Here is an 18,077-nt window from a genome sequence, read left to right as displayed (position 1 = left end):
GTGACCCGTGCGCAACGCACTTTTACCTCTAGGGAAACGGGATTGGCAGCCCGGTCATGCGCAGGGCACCCGGGTCGGTTGTAAATAGGGTCAGATGAGTCAAATCCGGGCGGGATCGTGAAGAATACATCAAACCCTGCGCCCCATCCGCGCGGGCCTGATCCGAGTACCCCCAAGTCGGCGCGGGACAGCCTGCAGCGCGATTGTCCTGCCAGATGACCGAGGCGCCCACCTGACCGCGAATATCGGCAACACGGTCCAGATCGACGGCAAGTGGCACGATATGGCGCGGTGCGTCATCCGGGTGCAGGTACCGCTTGATCGCCACCCCACACCCTTCGGCCGTCAGGGACGTATAGATGGCCAGCTGGCCGGAATGGTGAAACCGTCCTTCAGGCGATGGCACCGGCGCGGTCGCGTCCTGACCCACAAAGATCAGGCGATAGACCGTGCCGGTGAACCGGATCATTCCTGTTCGGCCAGGAAATGTTCGGCCTCAAGCGCGGCCATGCACCCCATGCCTGCCGACGTCACCGCCTGGCGGTATTTATAATCCGTCAGATCGCCCGCCGCGAACACGCCGGGGATCGAGGTTGCGGTGCTGTCGGGCTGCGTCACCACATAGCCGCCCATATGGGTCTCCAACACGTCCTTGACCAGCTCGTTCGCAGGCGCATGGCCAATAGCGATAAAGACGCCCTTGGCGGGTATTTCCGTGATCTCGCCGGTTTTGACATGCTTGACGCGCACGCCCGTGACGCCCAGCGGGTCTTCGTCGCCCACGACCTCTTCCAGCACATGATCCCACAGCGGTTCGATCTTTTCGTTCTTCATCAGCCGGTTGATCAGGATCTTTTCGGCGCGCAGTTCGTCCCGGCGGTGCACCAGCGTCACTTTTGACGCGAAGTTGGTCAGGAACAGGGCTTCTTCGACCGCGGTGTTGCCACCACCGACCACCACGATTTCCTGGCCCCGGTAAAAGAACCCATCACAGGTCGCGCAGGCGGACACACCGAAGCCCTTGAACTTCTCTTCGCTGTCCAGCCCAAGCCACTTGGCGCGTGCACCGGTCGCCAGAATGACCGCGTCGGCCTTGTAGATCGTGCCGCTGTCACCGGTGGCGGTGAAGGGGCGTTCGGACAGATCCAGATCCGTGATCAGGTCGCTGACCACGTCGGTCCCGACGGCTTTCGCGTGGGCTTCCATCTTGACCATCAGGTCGGGCCCCTGGATTTCGGTCTCGCCGGGCCAGTTCTCGACCTCGGTGGTCGTGGTCAACTGGCCGCCGGGCTCCATCCCTTGCACAAGGATCGGCTCCAGCATGGCGCGGGACGCGTAAACGGCGGCGGTGTAACCGGCCGGGCCGGAGCCGATGATCAGGACTTTGGTTTTGCGTGTGTCGGACATGCGGATTTCCTTGAGCGTTCTGGGTTTGCAACGCATATAAGGCGACCGGGGGCTGGTGGAAAGCCCGTCTGCGCATCCGTTGACAGGACATCCGGTCGCGCCGATATGCGTTTGAGTGGAAATTATGTTGCGCAGGCGCGAAAGATTGTTGCGCATTCGATCTCTGGGCGGTAATCTCTGCGCAATTTCCAACGAAATCTCTGGTTCTGCCGGGATCAGTGGACCCACCCGAGAAGGTTCCTCCATGACCGCAAGCAAACTTGATCCGATTGATCGCATGATTCTCGCCGAGCTTCAGGCCGATGGTCGCATGACCAATGTCGAACTGGCCAAACGTGTGGGCATTTCCGCGCCGCCCTGTCTGCGGCGGGTCAGAACGCTGGAAGAGCAAGGGTTGATTCGCGGTTATCACGCTGATGTCGATGCGCGTGCGCTCGGGTTCGAGGTGCAGGTCTTTGCCATGGTCGGGCTTGTCAGCCAGGCCGAAGCCGATCTGACCGCCTTTGAAAACCAGTGTCGGGGCTGGTCGCTGGTTCGTGAATGCCACATGCTGAATGGCGAGGTCGATTTCGTTCTGAAATGTGTGGCCCCGGATCTGTCCACCTTCCAGACCTTCCTGACCGAGGAACTGACAGCCGCCGAAAACGTGGCCTCGGTGAAGACATCGCTGGTCATTCGCGGCGCCAAGGATGAACCGGGTGTTCCCTTCGACGTGCTCGAGGCGCGGCTGGGATCGGCGCCCTGATCCGGGTGCCGTGCGCTTACAGGCGAATGGCCGAGATCAGACGCCCGTAATCCGGCTCGTTCCTGTGGCAACTGCGTCGATAGGAATAGAACCGATCCGGGTCGCCATAGGTGCAATGCCCGATCCATTCGGCCCGACCCACGCCTGCCTCGCGCAGCAGGTAAAGGCCGAAACCCGGCAGGTCGAACATCGCGCGGTCCCCTTCGCCCCCGGCGAAGAAGCGGCCATAGTCCGGGTTCTGCCCCATGAACGCGTCCAGGAACTCCGGCCCGACTTCATAGGCCCGCTGGCTGATGGTGGGACCGATGATGGCGGTGATGTTGTCCCGCATGGCCCCAAGGTCGACCATCGCGCCGATCGTCGCCTCCAGCACGCCGTCCAGCGCGCCTTTCCACCCGGCATGGGCAGCACCGATCACGCCGGCCTTGGGATCCGCGAACAACACAGGTTGGCAATCGGCGGTCAGGATCGTCAGGGCAAGGCCGGGGGTCGCCGTGACAAGCGCATCGGCTTGTGGTTTGGCACTATTGATCGGCCCGTCCACATGCACCACGTCGGGCGAATGCACCTGATGCACGCCGCACAGCTTGTCAGATGTCACCCCCATTGCATCAGCTACCCGGTCGCGGTTGATTGATACAAGTTCGGATTGATCCTGACTTCCCGCCCCGCAGTTCAGCCCGGCATAGACGCCTGATGATGCACCGCCACGGCGGGTGAAAAACCCGTGTTGGATGGGTGCCAGGGCGTTGGAAGTGATGATCTCAAGGGTCATGCGGGGCCGGTCTGGTCGGGTGTTCGGGTGAGGCCAGGCAGGTCCGGCGCATCCGCGCGAGTCAGCCCCAGCACTTTGAACAGCGTCCCCATTTCATCCGGGTGCGTCAAGCGTCGGTGCGCCTTGACATGGGCCTCCAGCGCGTCGCCGGACAGGTTCGCGGCCAAGGTCTGGGCACGTTGGGTGATGCCCAGACGCTCCAGAAACAGGCCCTGCGGGGTCAAAAGATGCGGGGTCAGCGGGGCGGCGGACCGCACCAGAGCTTCGAAATCCACATGCGCGGTCAGGTCGGCCGTGCCGGGGGTTGCCAGCGGGTCAACGTGATCATGGGCCGCGATGGCCTGAAACGTGTCGCCCACCGATCGCCAATCCCCATAGTCGATGATCAACGCCGCGCCGCCCTGTGCCTCGATCCGGGTCGCGATCTGCGCCATGATTGCGGGGCTGGCGGGACAGATTTCGACCAGATCACCCTCGCGCGTGTCGTCCAAACGGTGCGCCAGATCGCGGACGGGCAGGGGGGAAGTCAGACCAAAGGTCAGCCGGCTCCCGTCAAGCCCCACCTGACGTTCACGCCAGCCGGTGCCGTCCCGTTGGAACTGGCGGATGGGCAGGGCGTCGAAGAACTCGTTGGCGATCAGGAACAGTGGTGCATCCGGCAGCGTGTCGACCGTATCGTGGTGGGTGACGTCGCGTGGAGCAAGGGATTTGGCCTGTGCCGTCCTCAGAACAGGTGAGGCCTCGACCAGATGCAGCCGGGCGGCGGCGCGGAACCCCGGCACACGTCCCGTGGCGCGCAGGATGTCCGCCATCAAGGTGCCGCGACCCGGCCCAAGCTCGGCCAATGTAAACGGAGCAGGTGCGCCCTGATCCAGCCAGGTTTGCGCCAGTGCCAGCCCCAACAGCTCGCCGAACATCTGGCTGATTTCGGGGGCGGTGGTGAAATCGCCGGACGCGCCGAAGGGGTCGCGGGTGGCGTAGTAGCCATGGTCCGGATGCAGCAGACATTCAGCCATGAAGTCTGCGACGGAAATCGGGCCAGCGGTGGCGATCTGTCGCGCCAGTATCTTTGCAAGCGGGGTCATGGGGCGGCAGGTGATTGCGAATGGCGGGTTGCCCAGATCATCGTGGCAATCCCGATCACGATCATCGGAAGCGTCAACACCTGCCCCATGGTCAACCCCCAGTCACCAAGCCGGAGGACATGACCCCACGGGTTGTCGGGCGAGATGAACTGCGCATCTGCCTGCCGGAAAAACTCAACCACGAAGCGCGACAGCCCGTAGCCCAAAAAGAACAGTCCCGTCAGCAGGCCGGGGCGTTTCAGCCACCCGCGGCGGAAGGCCAGAGTCAGAAGGATCGCGGCCAGCAAAAGCCCCTCAAGCACCGCTTCGTAAAGCTGGCTGGGGTGGCGGGCACACGCGCCGAGCGCCACATCCCAACCCGGACAGTCCTGCGCCGCCTCGCCGGGGAAGATGACACCCCAGGGCGCGGTGGTCGGGCGGCCCCAAAGTTCGGCATTGATGAAATTGGTGATCCGCACCAACCCGATGCCGATGGGGGCTGCGATGGCCAACAGGTCGGCCAGCTTCGCCACCGCAATCCCGTGTTTGCGGGCAAACAGCCATGTGACGGCGATGATGCCCAGAAAGCCGCCATGGAACGACATGCCGCCGGTCCATACCTTCGGGATCTCCAGCGGGTTTTGCAGAAAGTAACCCGGGTCATAGAACAGCACATAGCCCAGGCGCCCCCCCAGCACGATACCGACGATGGCCCAGGTGGCCAGATCCTCGAGCTGCGCGCGTGTGATTGGTGCGTCGCCGCGCCACAAGCCCGGGCGCGCAATCGCGCGTGCGATGATCCACCAGCCAATGGCGATGCCAACCAGATACCCCAGCGCATACCAGCGCAGGGCGAAGGTGAATGTGCCAATCTCGACCGAGAAGATTTCGGGCGAGATGGCGGGAAAGGGAATAGCCAAGAACATGCCGCATTCCTGACCCTGTCCGGCGGGGCAAGTCAACCTTGTCTCTGCCTTCGGGAATCCCCATATAGACCCCAACAAGCGAGGAGATGCCGATGCAGACGCGCAACAAGATATTGGACGATATGTCCCAGTTGATGACCAACGCCATGGGCGTGGCTCAGGGGGCAAAGGACGAGGCCGAGACAGCAATGAAAAGCTGGATGGACCGCTGGCTGGCAGATCGTGATTTCGTGACGCGCGAAGAGTTCGATGCCGTGCGGGCCATGGCGCAGAAAGCGCGCGAGGAAAACGAGGCGCTGAAGTCACGTCTGGACGCGCTTGAGAAGAAGGCCAAAGGCTGATTATTGCTGCAGCGTTCGGCAATTTGTCGAACGCTGCCCCTCAGCCCGTCATTTCAGGATGGGCGGCTTGTCCGGGTCTGAACCGGGCGCGACCGGTGCCAGCCGTTCCTGTGGTTCGGGTTCAGGCAGATCAAACCGGATCCCAAGGGCTGCGAGCTTCCCTGCTGCCTGATCCTTGCTGGCAAAGAACCCCACATCCATTTCTCCGGCCTCAAGCCCTGAAAAGGTCAGGGCTTCGTTCGCGGCCCCTGCCAAAGCGCGTTCGGCACCGGCGACGGCATCCACAAAACCAAGCAGGTGACCCTTTCGACCATCCGCATAGGTGACTGCTGCCAGACAGGCATGACTGGCCAATCCACCTGCCGAGGCCAGCTTGGCATCCAATGAGGCGACCAAGGCGTCCGGCACCGACGGGGGGTGAACTTCGGCAATCCGGGCCTCGACCTGTTCGGGGCCGGATTTCAGTGTCTCTGCCAGCCACGACATCGCCTCGGGCGGGATCAGGATTGACGACGGTGCGACGCCCAGATTGACCCCCAGGCCAATGTTCTGCCCCGCCAGCGTATTGGCGACCAACCGCCCCGGCAGGGCGGCATAGGGGGCAGGGGCGCCGACGAACTCGGCCAGCCGTTCCTCGCGATCAAAGACAAGAGCGAATGTCGCGCCTTCCAGTTCGAACAGCTCGGGCGAGAGGTCATCGCCCTCGGGTTCCTGGCTCAGAAGCAGAAACAGCTCTCCATCCGCCAGACGTTCATAGAACCGAAGCCGCGCGGCATCGTCCTCCAGATCGGCCTGCATTGCGGCATGGGCATCATCAAGGCGGGTCGTGTCGGTCATGGCGCATCCTTTGCGCTGGAAGGTTGCAGAAGTTCGGCCAGTCGAGCTTGCAGCACGGGCAGCAATTCGGTTTCAAACCACGGGTTCTTTTTCAGCCATCCCGTATTGCGCCACGATGGATGTGGCAAGGGAAACAGCCGCGGCGCATGATCGCGCCAACCCCTGACCGTTTCCGTTACGCCCTTGCCGCGGCCAAGGTGCCGCGCCTGAGCGTATCCACCTACCAGTAGCGTCAGGGGGGTGTCCGCCAGCGCATTGTCTACGCGATCCGCCCATGTTTCCGCGCATATTCGGGGTGGAGGCAGGTCCGATCCCTTTGCGTCATAGCCGGGAAAACAGAAGCCCATTGGCGTGATGGCAATGCGGGTCCGGTCATAGAAAACGTCGCGGTCCACCCCCATCCAGTCGCGCAGACGATCCCCGGACGGATCGTCAAAGGGCAGGCCCGACTTGTGCACCCGCAACCCTGGTGCTTGTCCGATGATGCGCACCTTTGCGCCCTTCCGGAACCAGACAACCGGGCGTGGAGAATGGCCTGTCTGGGTCGCGGCGAAGCGATTGGCGCACAGGCGACAGGCCGCAATGGATTTCGTCAGGCTGGTCATGGCCGCAGGCTAGGGCGTGGACGGGTCGTATGCAATATTTCGAGGCCTTTCGAAATAACCCTTGCTCCACGGTTATATTTCTATATTTCTAGAAATATGAAACACGAATCTCATGAACCGCTCCATGTCGACATCGCGGCGTCGCAGTTTGCCGCGCTGGGGTCTGAACACCGCCTGTCTGTTTTGCGCACCCTGGTGCGCGCGGGACCCGAAGGGTTGAGCATCGGCGCGTTGGGCGAACGCTGTGGGATCACAGGCTCGACCCTGACCCACCATATGAAAATTCTTGCGGCGGCGGGGTTGGTTACGCAGGAAAAACAGGGCCGCAGCATCATATGCGCGGCCGCCGAATACGATGTGATGCGCGCGCTTTCCAACTATCTTCTTTCGGAATGCTGCGCGGATTGCCCGGACGGAAAGGGCCACGATCATGGCTGAGACGACGCAAACCCAACCCCCAGCCAGACGATGGCGCATCGACAAGGCATGGGTTGCAATTCTGGCGATCCCTGCCGGTCTGACCCTGTTTGCACCGCAAGAGGTCTGGCCCACCATCACCTTCGCGCTGAGCGCGCTGATGCACACGGCACCCTTTATCCTGTTCGCGATCCTGGCTGTGGCCTATCTGAAGGCAACGGGGGCGGAGAACCTGTTGGCCCGTGCCTTCGAAGGGCGAGAGGCACGGATGATCGTACTGGCCGCCTTTGCCGGCGGCCTGTCGCCCTTTTGCTCATGCGAAGTGATCCCGTTCATCGCCGCGCTTCTGGCGGTGGGGGCGCCGTTGGGCGCGGTCATGGCGTTCTGGCTGTCCTCGCCTCTGATGGATCCGGCGATGTTCGCGATCACCGCAGGCACTCTTGGCACCGGGTTCGCGGTGGCAAAGACATTCGCGGCGGTGTCGATCGGGTTGTTCGGAGGTTTCACGGTCAAGGCGATGGCGAAATCCGCCCTGTTTGCTGACCCGTTGAAAAACGCCCCCGCCCCGGCCTGTTGTTCGTCGTCCGGATGTGGGGCCGGGTCAGGGGCGGATGTGTATTCCGGCGAAGTGCAGTGGCGGTTCTGGACCGACAGGACGCGGCGCGCAAGTTTTCGCAGCACCGCGTTTGAAAACGCTCTGTTCCTGTCGAAATGGCTGCTGCTGGCCTATATGATCGAAGCCCTGATGCTGCGCTATGTACCTGCCGATCTTGTGGCGCAGGTGCTGGGCGGAACCGGGATTGGCCCGATCCTGCTGGCCGCACTCGTCGGGGCTCCTGCTTATCTGAATGGGTATGCGGCGGTGCCGATGGTGGCCGCTCTGCTGGATCAGGGCATGTCAAACGGCGCCGCGATGAGTTTCGTGATCGCGGGCGGGGTCAGTTGCATCCCCGCGGCTGTCGCGGTCTGGGCTTTGGTCAAACCGCGTGTCTTTGCTGCGTATCTGGGGCTGGCCATGGTTGGCGCAATCGTTTCCGGTCTGGTCTGGGGTACGGTCGCCTGACGAGGTGTGTGGACAGATATTGCGCTCGGCCATTGTCGTTTTGGCCGAGTTGAAGTATTTCCTGAAACGAACAAGCAAAGGGTCGCGTTCCAGCAGAATTCGCCGGGACGCGACCTGTTTATAAATCAGGAACTAGACGGGGCAACAAATGTATCGCGTGTGGAACTTTATCACGACCTACTCGATCCTTTTGATCAGCGGGGCAATTCTTGCGCTGATCTGGGCCAATATTGATCCACACTCATACCATCATTTCGTGGAATACCCGCTGTGGTTCAACTCGACCATCGGCATCGACATCGGGTACTGGGAAAAAGCCTATGGCGAAGCGGCACATCACTTTGAATACGGTGATATTGAGCGTGTGGTGACGTTCCACTATCTGATCAATGATGTGCTGATGGCGCTGTTTTTCGCCATCGCCGGGAAAGAGGTCTGGGAGGCCGTGATCCTTGAAAACGGATCACTGCGCGGCAAAAAGGCGGCGACGCCGCTGGTGGCGACAGCAGGTGGCATGATCGGTCCGATCGCGGTCTATCTGGGCATCGCCTATTTCCTGGGGTCAACGACCTTTGATGCGGTTGCGCGCGGTTGGGCCATCCCGACCGCAACCGACATCGCCTTCAGCTACCTGGTCGGGCGCATGGTGTTCGGGGCTGGTCACCCGGCGGTGCGATTCCTGCTGTTGCTGGCCATTGCCGATGACGCAGCAGGGCTGATCATCCTTGCGATTTTCTATCCTTCGGGCGAGCTTGCCCCGATCTGGCTGTTGCTGTCGGTGGCGGCGTCGGTCGCAGCCTTTGTCCTGTTCAACTGGCTGCCCAGGCGTCTGGACCGTGGCGATCAGCTGCGCCCCCGGTCGACCTGGGTGCGCAAGAAGCTGACCTGGTACCCCTATGCCATCGCGGGCTGCCTGAGCTGGTTCGGTTTTGCCCAGGCGGGCATCCATCCGGCGCTGGGCCTGTTGCCCGTCATTCCGGCGATTCCCCATGCCGACCGCGCCTTCGGCATCTTTGCCGACGCTGAAAGATACCTGCACGACATCCTGAACGACATGGAACACGGGCTGGCCATTCCGGTGGACATCGTCCTGTTCTTCTTCGGCCTTCTGAACGCCGGGGTGGAGTTCGGTGCGATTTCGGAAGCCACATGGCTGGTGTTGGCGGGTCTGATCATCGGCAAACCCGTGGGCATTTTCATCATGGGATGGCTTGCGGCCTATCCGATGCGGCTTGGTCTGCCGGCGGGGATGCGATCGGTTGACCTGATCGTGATAGGTTTCGTGGCGGCCATCGGTTTTACCGTGTCGCTGTTCGTCGCGTCTGTCGCCTTCGCGCCCGGACCGGTGCAGGACGCCGCCAAGATGGGCGCCCTGTTCAGCTTTGGCGCGGTGTTCCTGTCCTTTGCGGCCGGAAAGGTCTTCAAGGTGGAAAAACAAGAGGGCTGACGCCCCCATACCTTCGGCCCGTTGGGGCCGAAGGTGCCGCCCCCAGTGACGCATTGGGGACCATCTGCCGACAATTCCCCATATTTTCTTGATGATTGTTGATGGTCTTCGACATAATGATGCCTAAGTGAGCGATTATAGCGCATCGTTAAGAAAGCTTGTGTACAAGCGTAAGGCGAAAGCAGTGCCGGGGCACCCAAATGCTCGAGTTCGATAATGTCAGCAAGTCGTTCTGGACAGGACAACAGCGCAAGGTCATCCTGGACAATGTGTCCTTTCGGGTCGATCTGGGCAATTCGCTTGGCATTCTGGCCCCCAACGGAACGGGTAAGACCACGCTGATCAACATGATGGCCGGGTTGGAAAAACCGGACGAGGGCGAGATCCGGCGCCGCTGCCGCATTTCGTTTCCGCTTGGTTTCATGGGGGGGGTCATTGGCAAGCTTTCAGCCAAGGAAAACGCCCGCTATATCGCCAAGCTCTATGGCCTTGACCCGGATTATATCGAGGCCTTCACCCGCTGGCTGTGCGAACTGAAAGAATACTATGATTTTCCCGTCGCGACCTACAGCGCGGGGATGCGGGCCCGGTTTTCATTTGCCTTGCTGCTGGCGCTGGATTTCGACATCTACCTGATTGACGAAGGGATGCCGCAAAGCACGGATGCCCAGTTCAACCGCAAGGCGGGCGATGTGCTGCGTGACCGGCTGACCAACTCGACGGTCATCATCGTCTCGCACCAGGCCGAGACGCTTGAGAAATTCTGCCAGTCGGCGGCGGTGCTGCGGGACGGACAGTTCCATATGTTTGAAACTCTGGAAGAAGCGAAACGGCTGTATGACTACCAAACCCAGGGCTAAGAAATTCCGCATCAGCCGATCCACGCGCACGCCACATTCCGACCCGGCGGGTGCCGAAGGCGATGGTGCCACCCAGCGGGTGAAGGCCGCGACAAGACCGGCCAATTCTGACGCAGCAAGGCCCGGCCCCACGGTGCCCCGATCACGGAACCCCAACCCGATGGAGGAACTGGCCCAGTCCCCGACCGAAGACGGCTTTCCCAAGGAAGGGTTTGTATCCAAAGGTAAACCGGCCAATGCCGCTGTTGGCGACGGGGCATCCGATGACGACGAGGCAGCCGCCATCACCGCCATCCAGAAAGAGGGTTTGACCGGTCGGCAGCTGCGTATGGCGCGTCGTGTCGCCCAGAAACACGGCGTCGCCTTTGGCAGTGATTTCGAAGCGGTCTACCGGCTGCGCAAAGCCGGGATCGACCCCTTCAAACGTTCGAATATGCTGGAACTGGTCGGCGCGGATGGGGGCGGGAAACCGGGCAGCCGGTCATCCGCCAACCTGCCACAGACCCGGCCTATGCCACAGCTTCCGGCAAATCACGTATATGATGATGCGGATCGTGCCCGTTCGATCCGGGAAATCCAGCTGGACATCGCCCGCAGGCGGCGCCGAAAGCTGCGGATGCTGTTTGTGCGTCTGGCGTTTTTCGTCTTTCTGCCCACGCTTGTCGCCGGGATTTATTACTACAACTATGCCACACCCATGTATGCGACCAAGACCGAGTTTGTCATTCAGAAGGCGGACGGGGCAGGGGGCAGCGGGCTGGGTGGCCTGTTTGCCGGCTCCGGGCTGGCCACGTCGCAGGACAGCATCACAGTGCAAAGCTATTTGACCTCGCGCGACGCGATGCTCAGGCTCGACGGTGACATCGGTTATAAATCAGTGTTCTCGGATCCGGATATTGATCCGATCCAGCGCCTTGATCCTGATGCCACCAATGAAGCGGCCTACAAGCTCTATAAGAAGAACGTGAAGATCGGGTTCGATCCCACCGAGGGCATCATCAAGATGGAGGTCGTCGCCCCGACCCCCGAACAAAGTGCGACTTTTTCCGAAGTCCTGATTTCCTATGCGGAAGAGCGGGTGGACAACCTGACCCAGCGATTGCGCGAAGATCAGATGGAAGGTGCCATCGAAAGCTATGAAAAGGCCGAGCGTGACATGCTGGACGCACAGGCTGAGGTGCTGCGCTTGCAGGAGGAGATGGGCGTGTTCGACGCGACGTCGGATGCATCTGCCCTGATGTCGCAGATCACCGGGTTCGAAAGCCAGTTGCAGGAAAAAAGATTGTCGCTGCAACAGCTGCTGGACAACACGCGCCCCAATCAGGCGCGGGTGGACGGGTTGCGCGGCGACATCGGTCGGCTTGAAACGCTGATTGCCGAGTTGCGCGGCCGATTGACCGAGACCGGGGGCGAATACGGGTCGCTGGCGTCGGTCAGCGGGCGTCTCAGGATTGCCCAAACCAATCTGGAGACGCGCACGGTGTTGATGCAACAATCCTTGCAACAGTTGGAAAATGCACGGATCGAAGCCAACAAGCAGACCCGTTACCTTGAGCTCGGCGTGCGGCCCGTCGCCCCGGACGAACCGACCTATCCGAAATCGTTTGAGAACACGTTGCTGGCCTTCTTGATCTTTTCGGGTCTGTATCTGATGGCGTCAATCACGGCGTCGATCCTGCGCGAGCAGGTGTCGTCCTGATATGGGGGATGTCGTCGTCAAGGGAGTGCATGTGGGCAATACGCGCCCTCTGACCATTATCGCCGGGCCGTGTCAGTTGGAAAGGCGCGATCACGCGCTTCGGATTGCCGAACATATGGCGCAGATCTGCGCGGCGCATGGGCTTGGCTATATTTTCAAGGGCTCGTACGACAAGGCGAACCGGACCTCTCTGTCAAGCGCGCGGGGTCCGGGCATGACCGACGGGCTTGAAATGCTCGCCGCTGTCAGGGATGAGTTGGGCGTGCCGGTGTTGACCGATGTTCATCTGCCCGACCAGTGCGCCGAGGTGGCGGCGGTTGTCGATATCCTGCAAATCCCGGCCTTCCTGTGCCGCCAAACCGATCTTCTGACCGCCGCGGCAAAAACCGGCATTCCCATCAACGTCAAGAAAGGTCAGTTTCTGGCACCTTGGGATATGGAGCATGTGGTGAACAAGATTACCGCTTCGGGCAATCAGCAACTGATGCTGACCGAGCGTGGCACATCGTTCGGCTACAACACTCTGGTAACAGATATGCGCGGGTTGGCGCAGATGGTCGCGTTTGGCCACCCTGTGATCATGGATGCTACCCACGCGGTTCAAATGCCCGGCGGGCAGGGGCGCGCTTCGGGCGGGCAACGGGAATTTGCCCCTGTTCTGGCGCGGGCGGCGGTGTCGCTGGGTATCGCCGGGGTGTTTCTTGAAACGCATCCCGATCCTGCGTCGGCGCCTTCTGACGGGCCAAACATGGTTCCACTGGATCAGATGGCGGCGTTGGTGGCGGATCTGGCGGCCTTTGATCAGCTTGCCAGGCAGCGACCGCTCAGGCCGATCTGATGCGCATTTCCCCAAGCGGCTTTCGTGAATATGACGCGCGCTGGCGATACCCCGAGGATCTTGACCTTGAGGGGATGCAGGCGGTCGGGCTGGGGTTGGGCACACAAATGGCCCGTCGCGGTATGGGGCGCAAAATCATCGTCGGACACGACCACCGAAGCTATTCACCCGCCGTCCGGGATGCTTTGTGCAAAGGGCTTGTGCAGGCCGGCGCGCATGTCCGCGACATAGGGATGAGCCTGTCGCCCATGGCCTATTTCGCACAGTTTCATCTGGATGTGGCGGCGGTAGCAATGGTGACGGCCAGCCACAATCCCAATGGCTGGACGGGGATCAAGGTCGGGTTCGACCGCCCCTGCACCCATGGCGTGGACGAAATGGCCGAGCTGCGCGACATCATCCTTTCCCGCGCCTTCGATCTGCAAGGCGGCGGAAGGATTACCCGGATGCCCGGCGTGCAGGCCGCTTATCTTGACTATCTTGCCGAAGGTGGTGTGATCTCGCGCCCGCTGCGCGTGGTCTGCGCCACCGGAAACGGAACGGCAGGGGCGTTTGCTCCCGCCCTGTTGCGCCGGTTGGGGGTCGACGTGATCGAACGCCATTGCCGCCTGGATCACAGCTTCCCGCACTACAACCCGAACCCCGAAGCGTTGGAAATGCTGGACGATATGGGGGCCGCCGTCCGTGACAGCGCCGCTGATTTCGGCATCGGTCTGGACGGGGACGGGGACCGGATCGGCATCGTTGACCAGAACGGTCGCGCGGTTTTTGCCGACAAGCTGGGGGTGTTGATTGCGCGCGACCTGGCGATGCGCCACCCGGGCGCAACGTTCCTGGCGGATGTGAAATCCACGGGCGTATTCGCCGTCGACCCGGTTCTGGCCTCACACGGCGCGACGGTCGAGTATTGCAAAACCGGACACAGCCACGTGAAACAACGGCTGCGAGAGTCAGGCGCGCTGGCGGCATTCGAGAAGTCCGGGCATATCTATTTCGGGCCTCCTTTCGGGCGAGGCTATGACTGTGCCTTGCGTGCCGCCGTCGCTTTGTGTCGGCTGATGGATCATCAACCCTCCGCCAACTTGTCAGATCTTGTGGACACATTGCCCGAAAGCTGGTGCTCTCCGACCCTGTCGCCTGCCTGCCCCGATGATCAGAAATACGCTGTCGTCGCCCGGCTGACGAACACCCTGCGCGGGATGCAGCGCCACGGTGACACGATCGCTGACCAGCCGATTGTGGACATCCTGACCGCCAACGGGGCGCGGGTGCAGTTCGGAAACGGTGACTGGGCCTTGGTCCGGGCCTCGTCGAACACGCCGAACCTGGTGGTGGTATGCGAGAGTTTTGAAAGCCAGGCGCAGCTTCATGCCCTGTTTGCGGGCTTCGACAAAATCCTGCGCCAAGAACCCGCCATCGGCGCATATGATCAGGGAATCGGGTCGTTCCAGCGTTCGTGAACCGCCGCCTCGGGCAGTGTCAAAAGTAAGGCTGATGTAACTTGCGTCGCGTCTATTTTGCTTGCGTGAATTCTGCGACCAATCCTTCATTTTGGGGTTGCGCCCTACGCCGGCTTTGGCTAGGAAAGCGCGCACTGCTGGGGTGTAGCCAAGTGGTAAGGCAACTGTTTTTGGTACAGTGTACCGTAGGTTCGAATCCTACCACCCCAGCCAAACTCTCCATAACCTATTGATTTTACTGAGACGCGTTTTGCGCGTTGGGAATCTATTCCCAGCTGCATCTCGTTGCCGAACAACTGAGACCTGCGGGCAAGGCGTATGGCCTTGGCCCCTGTTTGGCGCGTATCCCTTACGGATTGATATGTATGTTATTTTTTGTCGACCGGGTCATTCCATGACAGGCGAAGAATGACCCGATCCGAAGAGGTAGTAACAAGCCACTGATCAAACGGCGCCTTGATATTCTCCAGTTGAAGGTTGATCCGCTGCAAACGGAACCATTCCAAGATCACGATCATGAAGCGCGTCGACAATGCGACCGATGTCTTTACGGCTGATGCCCATGTCTCTGAGCCCACGATCGTCCAGCTTCTGTAATGCCGCGATCAATTTGCGCCGTTTCCAGCTTCGGATGGCCGTGCGCCACCAGCGACGCAAGAAGCCGCCTTTTTCGGATTCGGAAACGATATTCGTTTCCGTCCAGTCCGGGCGCAGAACCAAAAGATTGTGGTGGAACAAAATCGGATGCATGTCATCCTCCGTACATAAGATTGCTGAAGCCGTGACGTTGATTTTGCTGTCGTGAGAAATCGAGAGCCGAAATATCGCAAGAGTAAGCGATGCGGTGCAAAACCTGCGTCTTCTCATTCAGATCCAGATGATCTGTAACAACCCCGAGGCGTAGAGCGGCAACATTTGCCAACCCCGCTCGGGGCTACTGGCGGTTCAGTGTCTTTCCTGCGAAAGGCAGGAACCTCTTATGCAAGCGGGTCATCATCATGTTCCATATATGGCACACACGGGTCGCATTTTCAATCTTGATGAACCTGAACAGAGGGTTTCGAAGCCGGCCCACAGATTGTTAGGCCATTTGGGCCACAGAACGCCCAAGATGCCCATGTTTGCGTCTTCGGATTGACTAATGAGCCATCAATACCTAGGTCCATTTACATGATGGTGCATGCAGATCATTTTCGATTTCTACTGCTGAACCGCCCCTTTCCCCGGGCGGTCTAGGCGCGTGCGCGCCTGCCACACCCCCGGGGTCTCCTCACATTCCTGAAACGTGAACACGGCGTCTGTCGCCGGAGGAGAAAGCATGTTCGATCTCAGTCAGCCCGACCGGGCAACCATCGCAGTTCATTCCCTTGGCAGCGCGCTGCTGAACACGCCTTTGGCCTTGCCCAAGGCGGACCACGGGAAGCTGCAGGAACATCTTGATGCGTGTGATTGTGCTTTGCGCCCCAGCTCTAAGCTTCTGGCGTATGTTCTGGCAAACAAGCTGATGAACACGCGGCCCGTGGAAGGGTTGCATTTTTCTGATCTGGCGGTCGGTGGATCACGCGTCACCTATGCAATTGATGACGAAACGCCCCAGACGGGTTTGCTTGTCCACCGGGCAAGAGCAGGATTGCCCAGCGGTGTTATCCCCGTTGCGTCGTTGCTTGGAGCCACCCTGATCGGAATGCGGGTCGGTCAGCGCGCGCCGCTTCTGAACGAAGACGGAACCATTGGCAGGCTTGCCGTCGTCGACGTTTCAGGTCCGATCTAAGACCCTGGCCGAGTGCAGCATTTACCCTTGAACGAAAGGAGAATTTCAATGTCTACTTCTATCCAAACACCGAAAACATCACGCAACCGAAACCCGAAAATCGTCATCAACGCGGATGATATTATGCATTTGGAAGGGCTGGTCGATGGCATGATGAGGCGTCATCCGGCGCTCGCTGATCGCCTGCTTGATGAAATCAGCCGGGCGCGGATTGTTTCGCCTTCCAAGATGCCGAAAGATGTTGTGGGCATTGGCAGCACCGTAACCTATCGTGATGAAAGCACGAGGCAAAACAAAACGGTGACGCTGGTCTATCCTGAAGATGCCGATATCTCGCAGTTTCGAGTGTCGGTTATGACTCCCATCGGTGTGGCTCTGCTGGGGCTGGCCGAAGGCACAAGTTTTTACTGGGATACACGGGAGAACCAGCGCCGGACGCTGACTATCATAAGCGTCGAACAACCTGAGAGCACATATGCTAAAGATCTCACGTAATTCATGCCGCGCGCTGCAATCGAAAGGTGTTTGTGATGAAAGTTGTCGTAATGGGTGCGGGTGTCATCGGCGTCACCACTGCATATTATTTGTCAAAACAAGGCGCGGAAGTCGTGGTGATCGACCGTCAGACCGGCCCGGGTCTTGAGACGAGCTATGCCAACGCGGGGCAGTTGAGCTATGGCATGACATCGCCCTGGGCGGCCCCCGGCATTCCGATGAAAGCCGTCAAGTGGATGCTCATGAAACGCCGCCCTCTGTTTATCTGGCCTTTGATCAGCCCCACCATGTGGAAATGGTGCGTGCAGATGGTGCGCAACTGCAACGAGGAAAGCTATCGCATCAACAAGGGGCGCATGGTGCGTGTCTCAAGCTACTCGCGCGATGTCATGCCAGATCTGATTGCCGAAACAGGCATCGAATATGACGGGCGTCAACAGGGTACACTACAGCTGTTTCGCACGGCCAAACAGATGAAGGCATCGAAGGCCGATCAGGACATATTGACGGAATATGGATCGCCTTACGAAGTGTTGGGTCGCGACGCCTGTATCGCCGTCGAACCTGCGCTTGCCGAGGTGCGCAACAAGTTCGTCGGTGGCCTGCGACTGACCGCAGATCGCACCGGCGATTGCCGCATGTTCACAATTGCCCTGACCGAAAAATGCAGCGAGATGGGGGTCGAATTCCACTATGGCCAATCCATCAAATCCATTGCTGTCGAGGGTGGTAAGGTCGTAGGTGTTGACACGGAAATCGCCGGCCGTATCACCGGGGATGCTTACGTTTGTGCCATGGGCAGCTATGCCGTGAACGTGCTGACCCCCATCGGGATCAAACTGCCGGTTTACCCGGTCAAGGGCTATTCGGTGACCTTGCCAGTCACCGATGATGCGTTTGCACCGCAATCCACGATCATGGACGAAACCCATAAAGTCGCGATCACGCGTCTGGGGGATCGTATCCGCGTTGCAGGACAAGCCGAAATTGCCGGCTATTCCGACCGTCTCGGCCCACATGCCACAGATACCGTCAAGCATGTGATCAAAGATCTCTTTCCCAAAGGCGGAGATATCTCCAAGGCCGAAGGTTGGACCGGTCTGCGCCCGATGACGCCCGATGGAACGCCTGTTCTGGGTCCTACGCAGTATGACAACCTGTTTCTGAATACCGGGCATGGAACGCTGGGCTGGACGATGGCCTGCGGCTCGGGTCGCGTGGTGGCCGACATCGTGCTGGGCAAGACACCAGAGATTTCCATGGACGGTCTGACGGCGGCTCGATACGCCCGCTAGCACGCGTGTTCGCGGGCCGGTAAGACGCGCGA

At 60.3% G+C, this 18,077-nt stretch carries 20 protein-coding genes and 1 tRNA gene; 13 read left to right on the top strand and 8 right to left on the bottom strand.

Features of this window, described 5'->3' with window-relative positions; genetic code table 11:
* Positions 1-28: 28 nt before the first annotated feature.
* Positions 29-469 (bottom strand): RES family NAD+ phosphorylase, encoded by a 441-nt coding sequence (locus IE188_RS04035; protein WP_191285150.1) that lies wholly within the window; start codon positions 467-469, stop codon positions 29-31.
* Positions 466-1,407 (bottom strand): thioredoxin-disulfide reductase, encoded by a 942-nt coding sequence (trxB, locus tag IE188_RS04030; RefSeq protein ID WP_191285149.1) that lies wholly within the window; start codon positions 1,405-1,407, stop codon positions 466-468. The genes IE188_RS04035 and trxB overlap by 4 nt, the downstream gene beginning before the upstream one ends.
* Positions 1,408-1,651: 244 nt before the next feature.
* On the opposite strand from trxB, the gene IE188_RS04025 reads away from it, so the two are divergent.
* Positions 1,652-2,152 (top strand): Lrp/AsnC family transcriptional regulator, encoded by a 501-nt coding sequence (locus tag IE188_RS04025; RefSeq protein ID WP_191285148.1) that lies wholly within the window; start codon positions 1,652-1,654, stop codon positions 2,150-2,152.
* Positions 2,153-2,168: 16 nt separating this feature from the next.
* Here the strand turns inward: IE188_RS04025 and pgeF are convergent, their stop codons facing one another.
* The 3 genes from pgeF to lgt are packed head-to-tail and all read right to left on the bottom strand — an operon-like array spanning position 2,169 to position 4,917.
* A complete protein-coding gene (pgeF, locus tag IE188_RS04020; protein ID WP_191285147.1) occupies positions 2,169-2,927 on the bottom strand; it encodes a peptidoglycan editing factor PgeF in 759 nt (252 codons plus the stop codon).
* Positions 2,924-4,012, bottom strand: a complete 1,089-nt coding sequence (locus IE188_RS04015; RefSeq protein WP_191285146.1) for a class I SAM-dependent methyltransferase — start codon at positions 4,010-4,012, stop codon at positions 2,924-2,926. The genes pgeF and IE188_RS04015 overlap by 4 nt, the downstream gene beginning before the upstream one ends.
* Entirely contained in the window at positions 4,009-4,917 is a 909-nt protein-coding gene (lgt, locus tag IE188_RS04010) for a prolipoprotein diacylglyceryl transferase (RefSeq protein WP_191285145.1), read from the bottom strand. Before lgt ends, IE188_RS04015 begins: the two co-directional genes overlap by 4 nt.
* Before the next feature lie 92 nt (positions 4,918-5,009).
* Here lgt and IE188_RS04005 point away from each other — a divergent pair, with 92 nt between their 5' ends.
* Positions 5,010-5,258, top strand: a complete 249-nt coding sequence (locus tag IE188_RS04005) for an accessory factor UbiK family protein (RefSeq protein WP_191285144.1) — start codon at positions 5,010-5,012, stop codon at positions 5,256-5,258.
* 48 nt (positions 5,259-5,306) lie between these two features.
* On the opposite strand, the gene IE188_RS04000 is transcribed toward IE188_RS04005, so the two are convergent.
* Both IE188_RS04000 and IE188_RS03995 read right to left on the bottom strand, forming a co-directional pair.
* A complete protein-coding gene (locus IE188_RS04000; protein WP_191285143.1) occupies positions 5,307-6,095 on the bottom strand; it encodes an SseB family protein in 789 nt (262 codons plus the stop codon).
* Entirely contained in the window at positions 6,092-6,700 is a 609-nt protein-coding gene (locus IE188_RS03995) for a uracil-DNA glycosylase family protein (RefSeq protein WP_191285142.1), read from the bottom strand. Before IE188_RS03995 ends, IE188_RS04000 begins: the two co-directional genes overlap by 4 nt.
* A 96-nt stretch (positions 6,701-6,796) precedes the next feature.
* Here IE188_RS03995 and IE188_RS03990 point away from each other — a divergent pair, with 96 nt between their 5' ends.
* The 8 genes from IE188_RS03990 to IE188_RS03955 all read left to right on the top strand — a co-directional run bounded on the left by IE188_RS03990 (position 6,797) and on the right by IE188_RS03955 (position 14,697).
* Positions 6,797-7,138, top strand: a complete 342-nt coding sequence (locus tag IE188_RS03990; RefSeq protein WP_191285141.1) for an ArsR/SmtB family transcription factor — start codon at positions 6,797-6,799, stop codon at positions 7,136-7,138.
* Positions 7,131-8,180, top strand: a complete 1,050-nt coding sequence (locus tag IE188_RS03985) for a permease (RefSeq protein ID WP_191285140.1) — start codon at positions 7,131-7,133, stop codon at positions 8,178-8,180. Before IE188_RS03990 ends, IE188_RS03985 begins: the two co-directional genes overlap by 8 nt.
* A gap of 148 nt (positions 8,181-8,328) precedes the next feature.
* Entirely contained in the window at positions 8,329-9,627 is a 1,299-nt protein-coding gene (locus IE188_RS03980; protein ID WP_191285139.1) for a Na+/H+ antiporter NhaA, read from the top strand.
* A gap of 200 nt (positions 9,628-9,827) precedes the next feature.
* Positions 9,828-10,487, top strand: coding sequence for an ABC transporter ATP-binding protein (locus tag IE188_RS03975; RefSeq protein WP_191285138.1), 660 nt, complete (start codon positions 9,828-9,830; stop codon positions 10,485-10,487).
* On the top strand, positions 10,465-12,186 hold the full coding sequence (locus IE188_RS03970) for a capsule biosynthesis protein (protein WP_191285137.1): 1,722 nt from the start codon (positions 10,465-10,467) through the stop codon (positions 12,184-12,186). Before IE188_RS03975 ends, IE188_RS03970 begins: the two co-directional genes overlap by 23 nt.
* A 1-nt stretch (position 12,187) precedes the next feature.
* On the top strand, positions 12,188-13,024 hold the full coding sequence (gene kdsA, locus IE188_RS03965; protein WP_191285136.1) for a 3-deoxy-8-phosphooctulonate synthase: 837 nt from the start codon (positions 12,188-12,190) through the stop codon (positions 13,022-13,024).
* On the top strand, positions 13,024-14,484 hold the full coding sequence (locus IE188_RS03960) for a phosphomannomutase/phosphoglucomutase (protein ID WP_191285135.1): 1,461 nt from the start codon (positions 13,024-13,026) through the stop codon (positions 14,482-14,484). The genes kdsA and IE188_RS03960 overlap by 1 nt, the downstream gene beginning before the upstream one ends.
* Positions 14,485-14,622: 138 nt before the next feature.
* Positions 14,623-14,697 (top strand) — tRNA-Gln (locus IE188_RS03955).
* Between the two features lie 231 nt (positions 14,698-14,928).
* On the opposite strand, the gene IE188_RS03950 is transcribed toward IE188_RS03955, so the two are convergent.
* A complete protein-coding gene (locus IE188_RS03950; protein WP_191285134.1) occupies positions 14,929-15,234 on the bottom strand; it encodes a DUF1127 domain-containing protein in 306 nt (101 codons plus the stop codon).
* A 568-nt stretch (positions 15,235-15,802) separates the two neighbouring features.
* Between IE188_RS03950 and IE188_RS03945 the strand changes: the two genes are divergently transcribed.
* Genes IE188_RS03945 through IE188_RS03935 form a run of 3 tightly spaced genes read left to right on the top strand, consistent with a single transcriptional unit; the run spans position 15,803 to position 18,045 of the window.
* The gene (locus tag IE188_RS03945) at positions 15,803-16,255 is read left to right on the top strand and encodes a hypothetical protein (RefSeq protein WP_191285133.1); all 453 of its coding nucleotides are present in this window, start codon (positions 15,803-15,805) and stop codon (positions 16,253-16,255) included.
* Positions 16,256-16,303: 48 nt separating this feature from the next.
* Positions 16,304-16,750, top strand: a complete 447-nt coding sequence (rnk, locus tag IE188_RS03940; protein ID WP_191285132.1) for a nucleoside diphosphate kinase regulator — start codon at positions 16,304-16,306, stop codon at positions 16,748-16,750.
* 35 nt (positions 16,751-16,785) lie between these two features.
* Entirely contained in the window at positions 16,786-18,045 is a 1,260-nt protein-coding gene (locus IE188_RS03935; RefSeq protein WP_191285131.1) for a D-amino acid dehydrogenase, read from the top strand.
* Positions 18,046-18,077 lie beyond the last annotated feature (32 nt).

It is taken from the genome of Aliiroseovarius zhejiangensis, assembly GCF_014656375.1.
GTDB lineage: Bacteria > Pseudomonadota > Alphaproteobacteria > Rhodobacterales > Rhodobacteraceae > Aliiroseovarius > Aliiroseovarius zhejiangensis.
Note: the sequence above shows the minus strand (reverse complement) of the source record. Positions and strands in the feature narration are given on the sequence as shown.

What these genes read in the sequence shown, in the direction of transcription:
- IE188_RS04035 (WP_191285150.1), bottom strand. Translation starts at nt 469, where the DNA reads ATGATCCGGTTCACCGGCACGGTCTATCGCCTGATCTTTGTGGGTCAG.
- trxB (WP_191285149.1), bottom strand. Translation starts at nt 1,407, where the DNA reads ATGTCCGACACACGCAAAACCAAAGTCCTGATCATCGGCTCCGGCCCG.
- IE188_RS04025 (WP_191285148.1), top strand. Translation starts at nt 1,652, where the DNA reads ATGACCGCAAGCAAACTTGATCCGATTGATCGCATGATTCTCGCCGAG.
- pgeF (WP_191285147.1), bottom strand. Translation starts at nt 2,927, where the DNA reads ATGACCCTTGAGATCATCACTTCCAACGCCCTGGCACCCATCCAACAC.
- IE188_RS04015 (WP_191285146.1), bottom strand. Translation starts at nt 4,012, where the DNA reads ATGACCCCGCTTGCAAAGATACTGGCGCGACAGATCGCCACCGCTGGC.
- lgt (WP_191285145.1), bottom strand. Translation starts at nt 4,917, where the DNA reads ATGTTCTTGGCTATTCCCTTTCCCGCCATCTCGCCCGAAATCTTCTCG.
- IE188_RS04005 (WP_191285144.1), top strand. Translation starts at nt 5,010, where the DNA reads ATGCAGACGCGCAACAAGATATTGGACGATATGTCCCAGTTGATGACC.
- IE188_RS04000 (WP_191285143.1), bottom strand. Translation starts at nt 6,095, where the DNA reads ATGACCGACACGACCCGCCTTGATGATGCCCATGCCGCAATGCAGGCC.
- IE188_RS03995 (WP_191285142.1), bottom strand. Translation starts at nt 6,700, where the DNA reads ATGACCAGCCTGACGAAATCCATTGCGGCCTGTCGCCTGTGCGCCAAT.
- IE188_RS03990 (WP_191285141.1), top strand. Translation starts at nt 6,797, where the DNA reads ATGAAACACGAATCTCATGAACCGCTCCATGTCGACATCGCGGCGTCG.
- IE188_RS03985 (WP_191285140.1), top strand. Translation starts at nt 7,131, where the DNA reads ATGGCTGAGACGACGCAAACCCAACCCCCAGCCAGACGATGGCGCATC.
- IE188_RS03980 (WP_191285139.1), top strand. Translation starts at nt 8,329, where the DNA reads ATGTATCGCGTGTGGAACTTTATCACGACCTACTCGATCCTTTTGATC.
- IE188_RS03975 (WP_191285138.1), top strand. Translation starts at nt 9,828, where the DNA reads ATGCTCGAGTTCGATAATGTCAGCAAGTCGTTCTGGACAGGACAACAG.
- IE188_RS03970 (WP_191285137.1), top strand. Translation starts at nt 10,465, where the DNA reads ATGACTACCAAACCCAGGGCTAAGAAATTCCGCATCAGCCGATCCACG.
- kdsA (WP_191285136.1), top strand. Translation starts at nt 12,188, where the DNA reads ATGGGGGATGTCGTCGTCAAGGGAGTGCATGTGGGCAATACGCGCCCT.
- IE188_RS03960 (WP_191285135.1), top strand. Translation starts at nt 13,024, where the DNA reads ATGCGCATTTCCCCAAGCGGCTTTCGTGAATATGACGCGCGCTGGCGA.
- IE188_RS03950 (WP_191285134.1), bottom strand. Translation starts at nt 15,234, where the DNA reads ATGCATCCGATTTTGTTCCACCACAATCTTTTGGTTCTGCGCCCGGAC.
- IE188_RS03945 (WP_191285133.1), top strand. Translation starts at nt 15,803, where the DNA reads ATGTTCGATCTCAGTCAGCCCGACCGGGCAACCATCGCAGTTCATTCC.
- rnk (WP_191285132.1), top strand. Translation starts at nt 16,304, where the DNA reads ATGTCTACTTCTATCCAAACACCGAAAACATCACGCAACCGAAACCCG.
- IE188_RS03935 (WP_191285131.1), top strand. Translation starts at nt 16,786, where the DNA reads ATGAAAGTTGTCGTAATGGGTGCGGGTGTCATCGGCGTCACCACTGCA.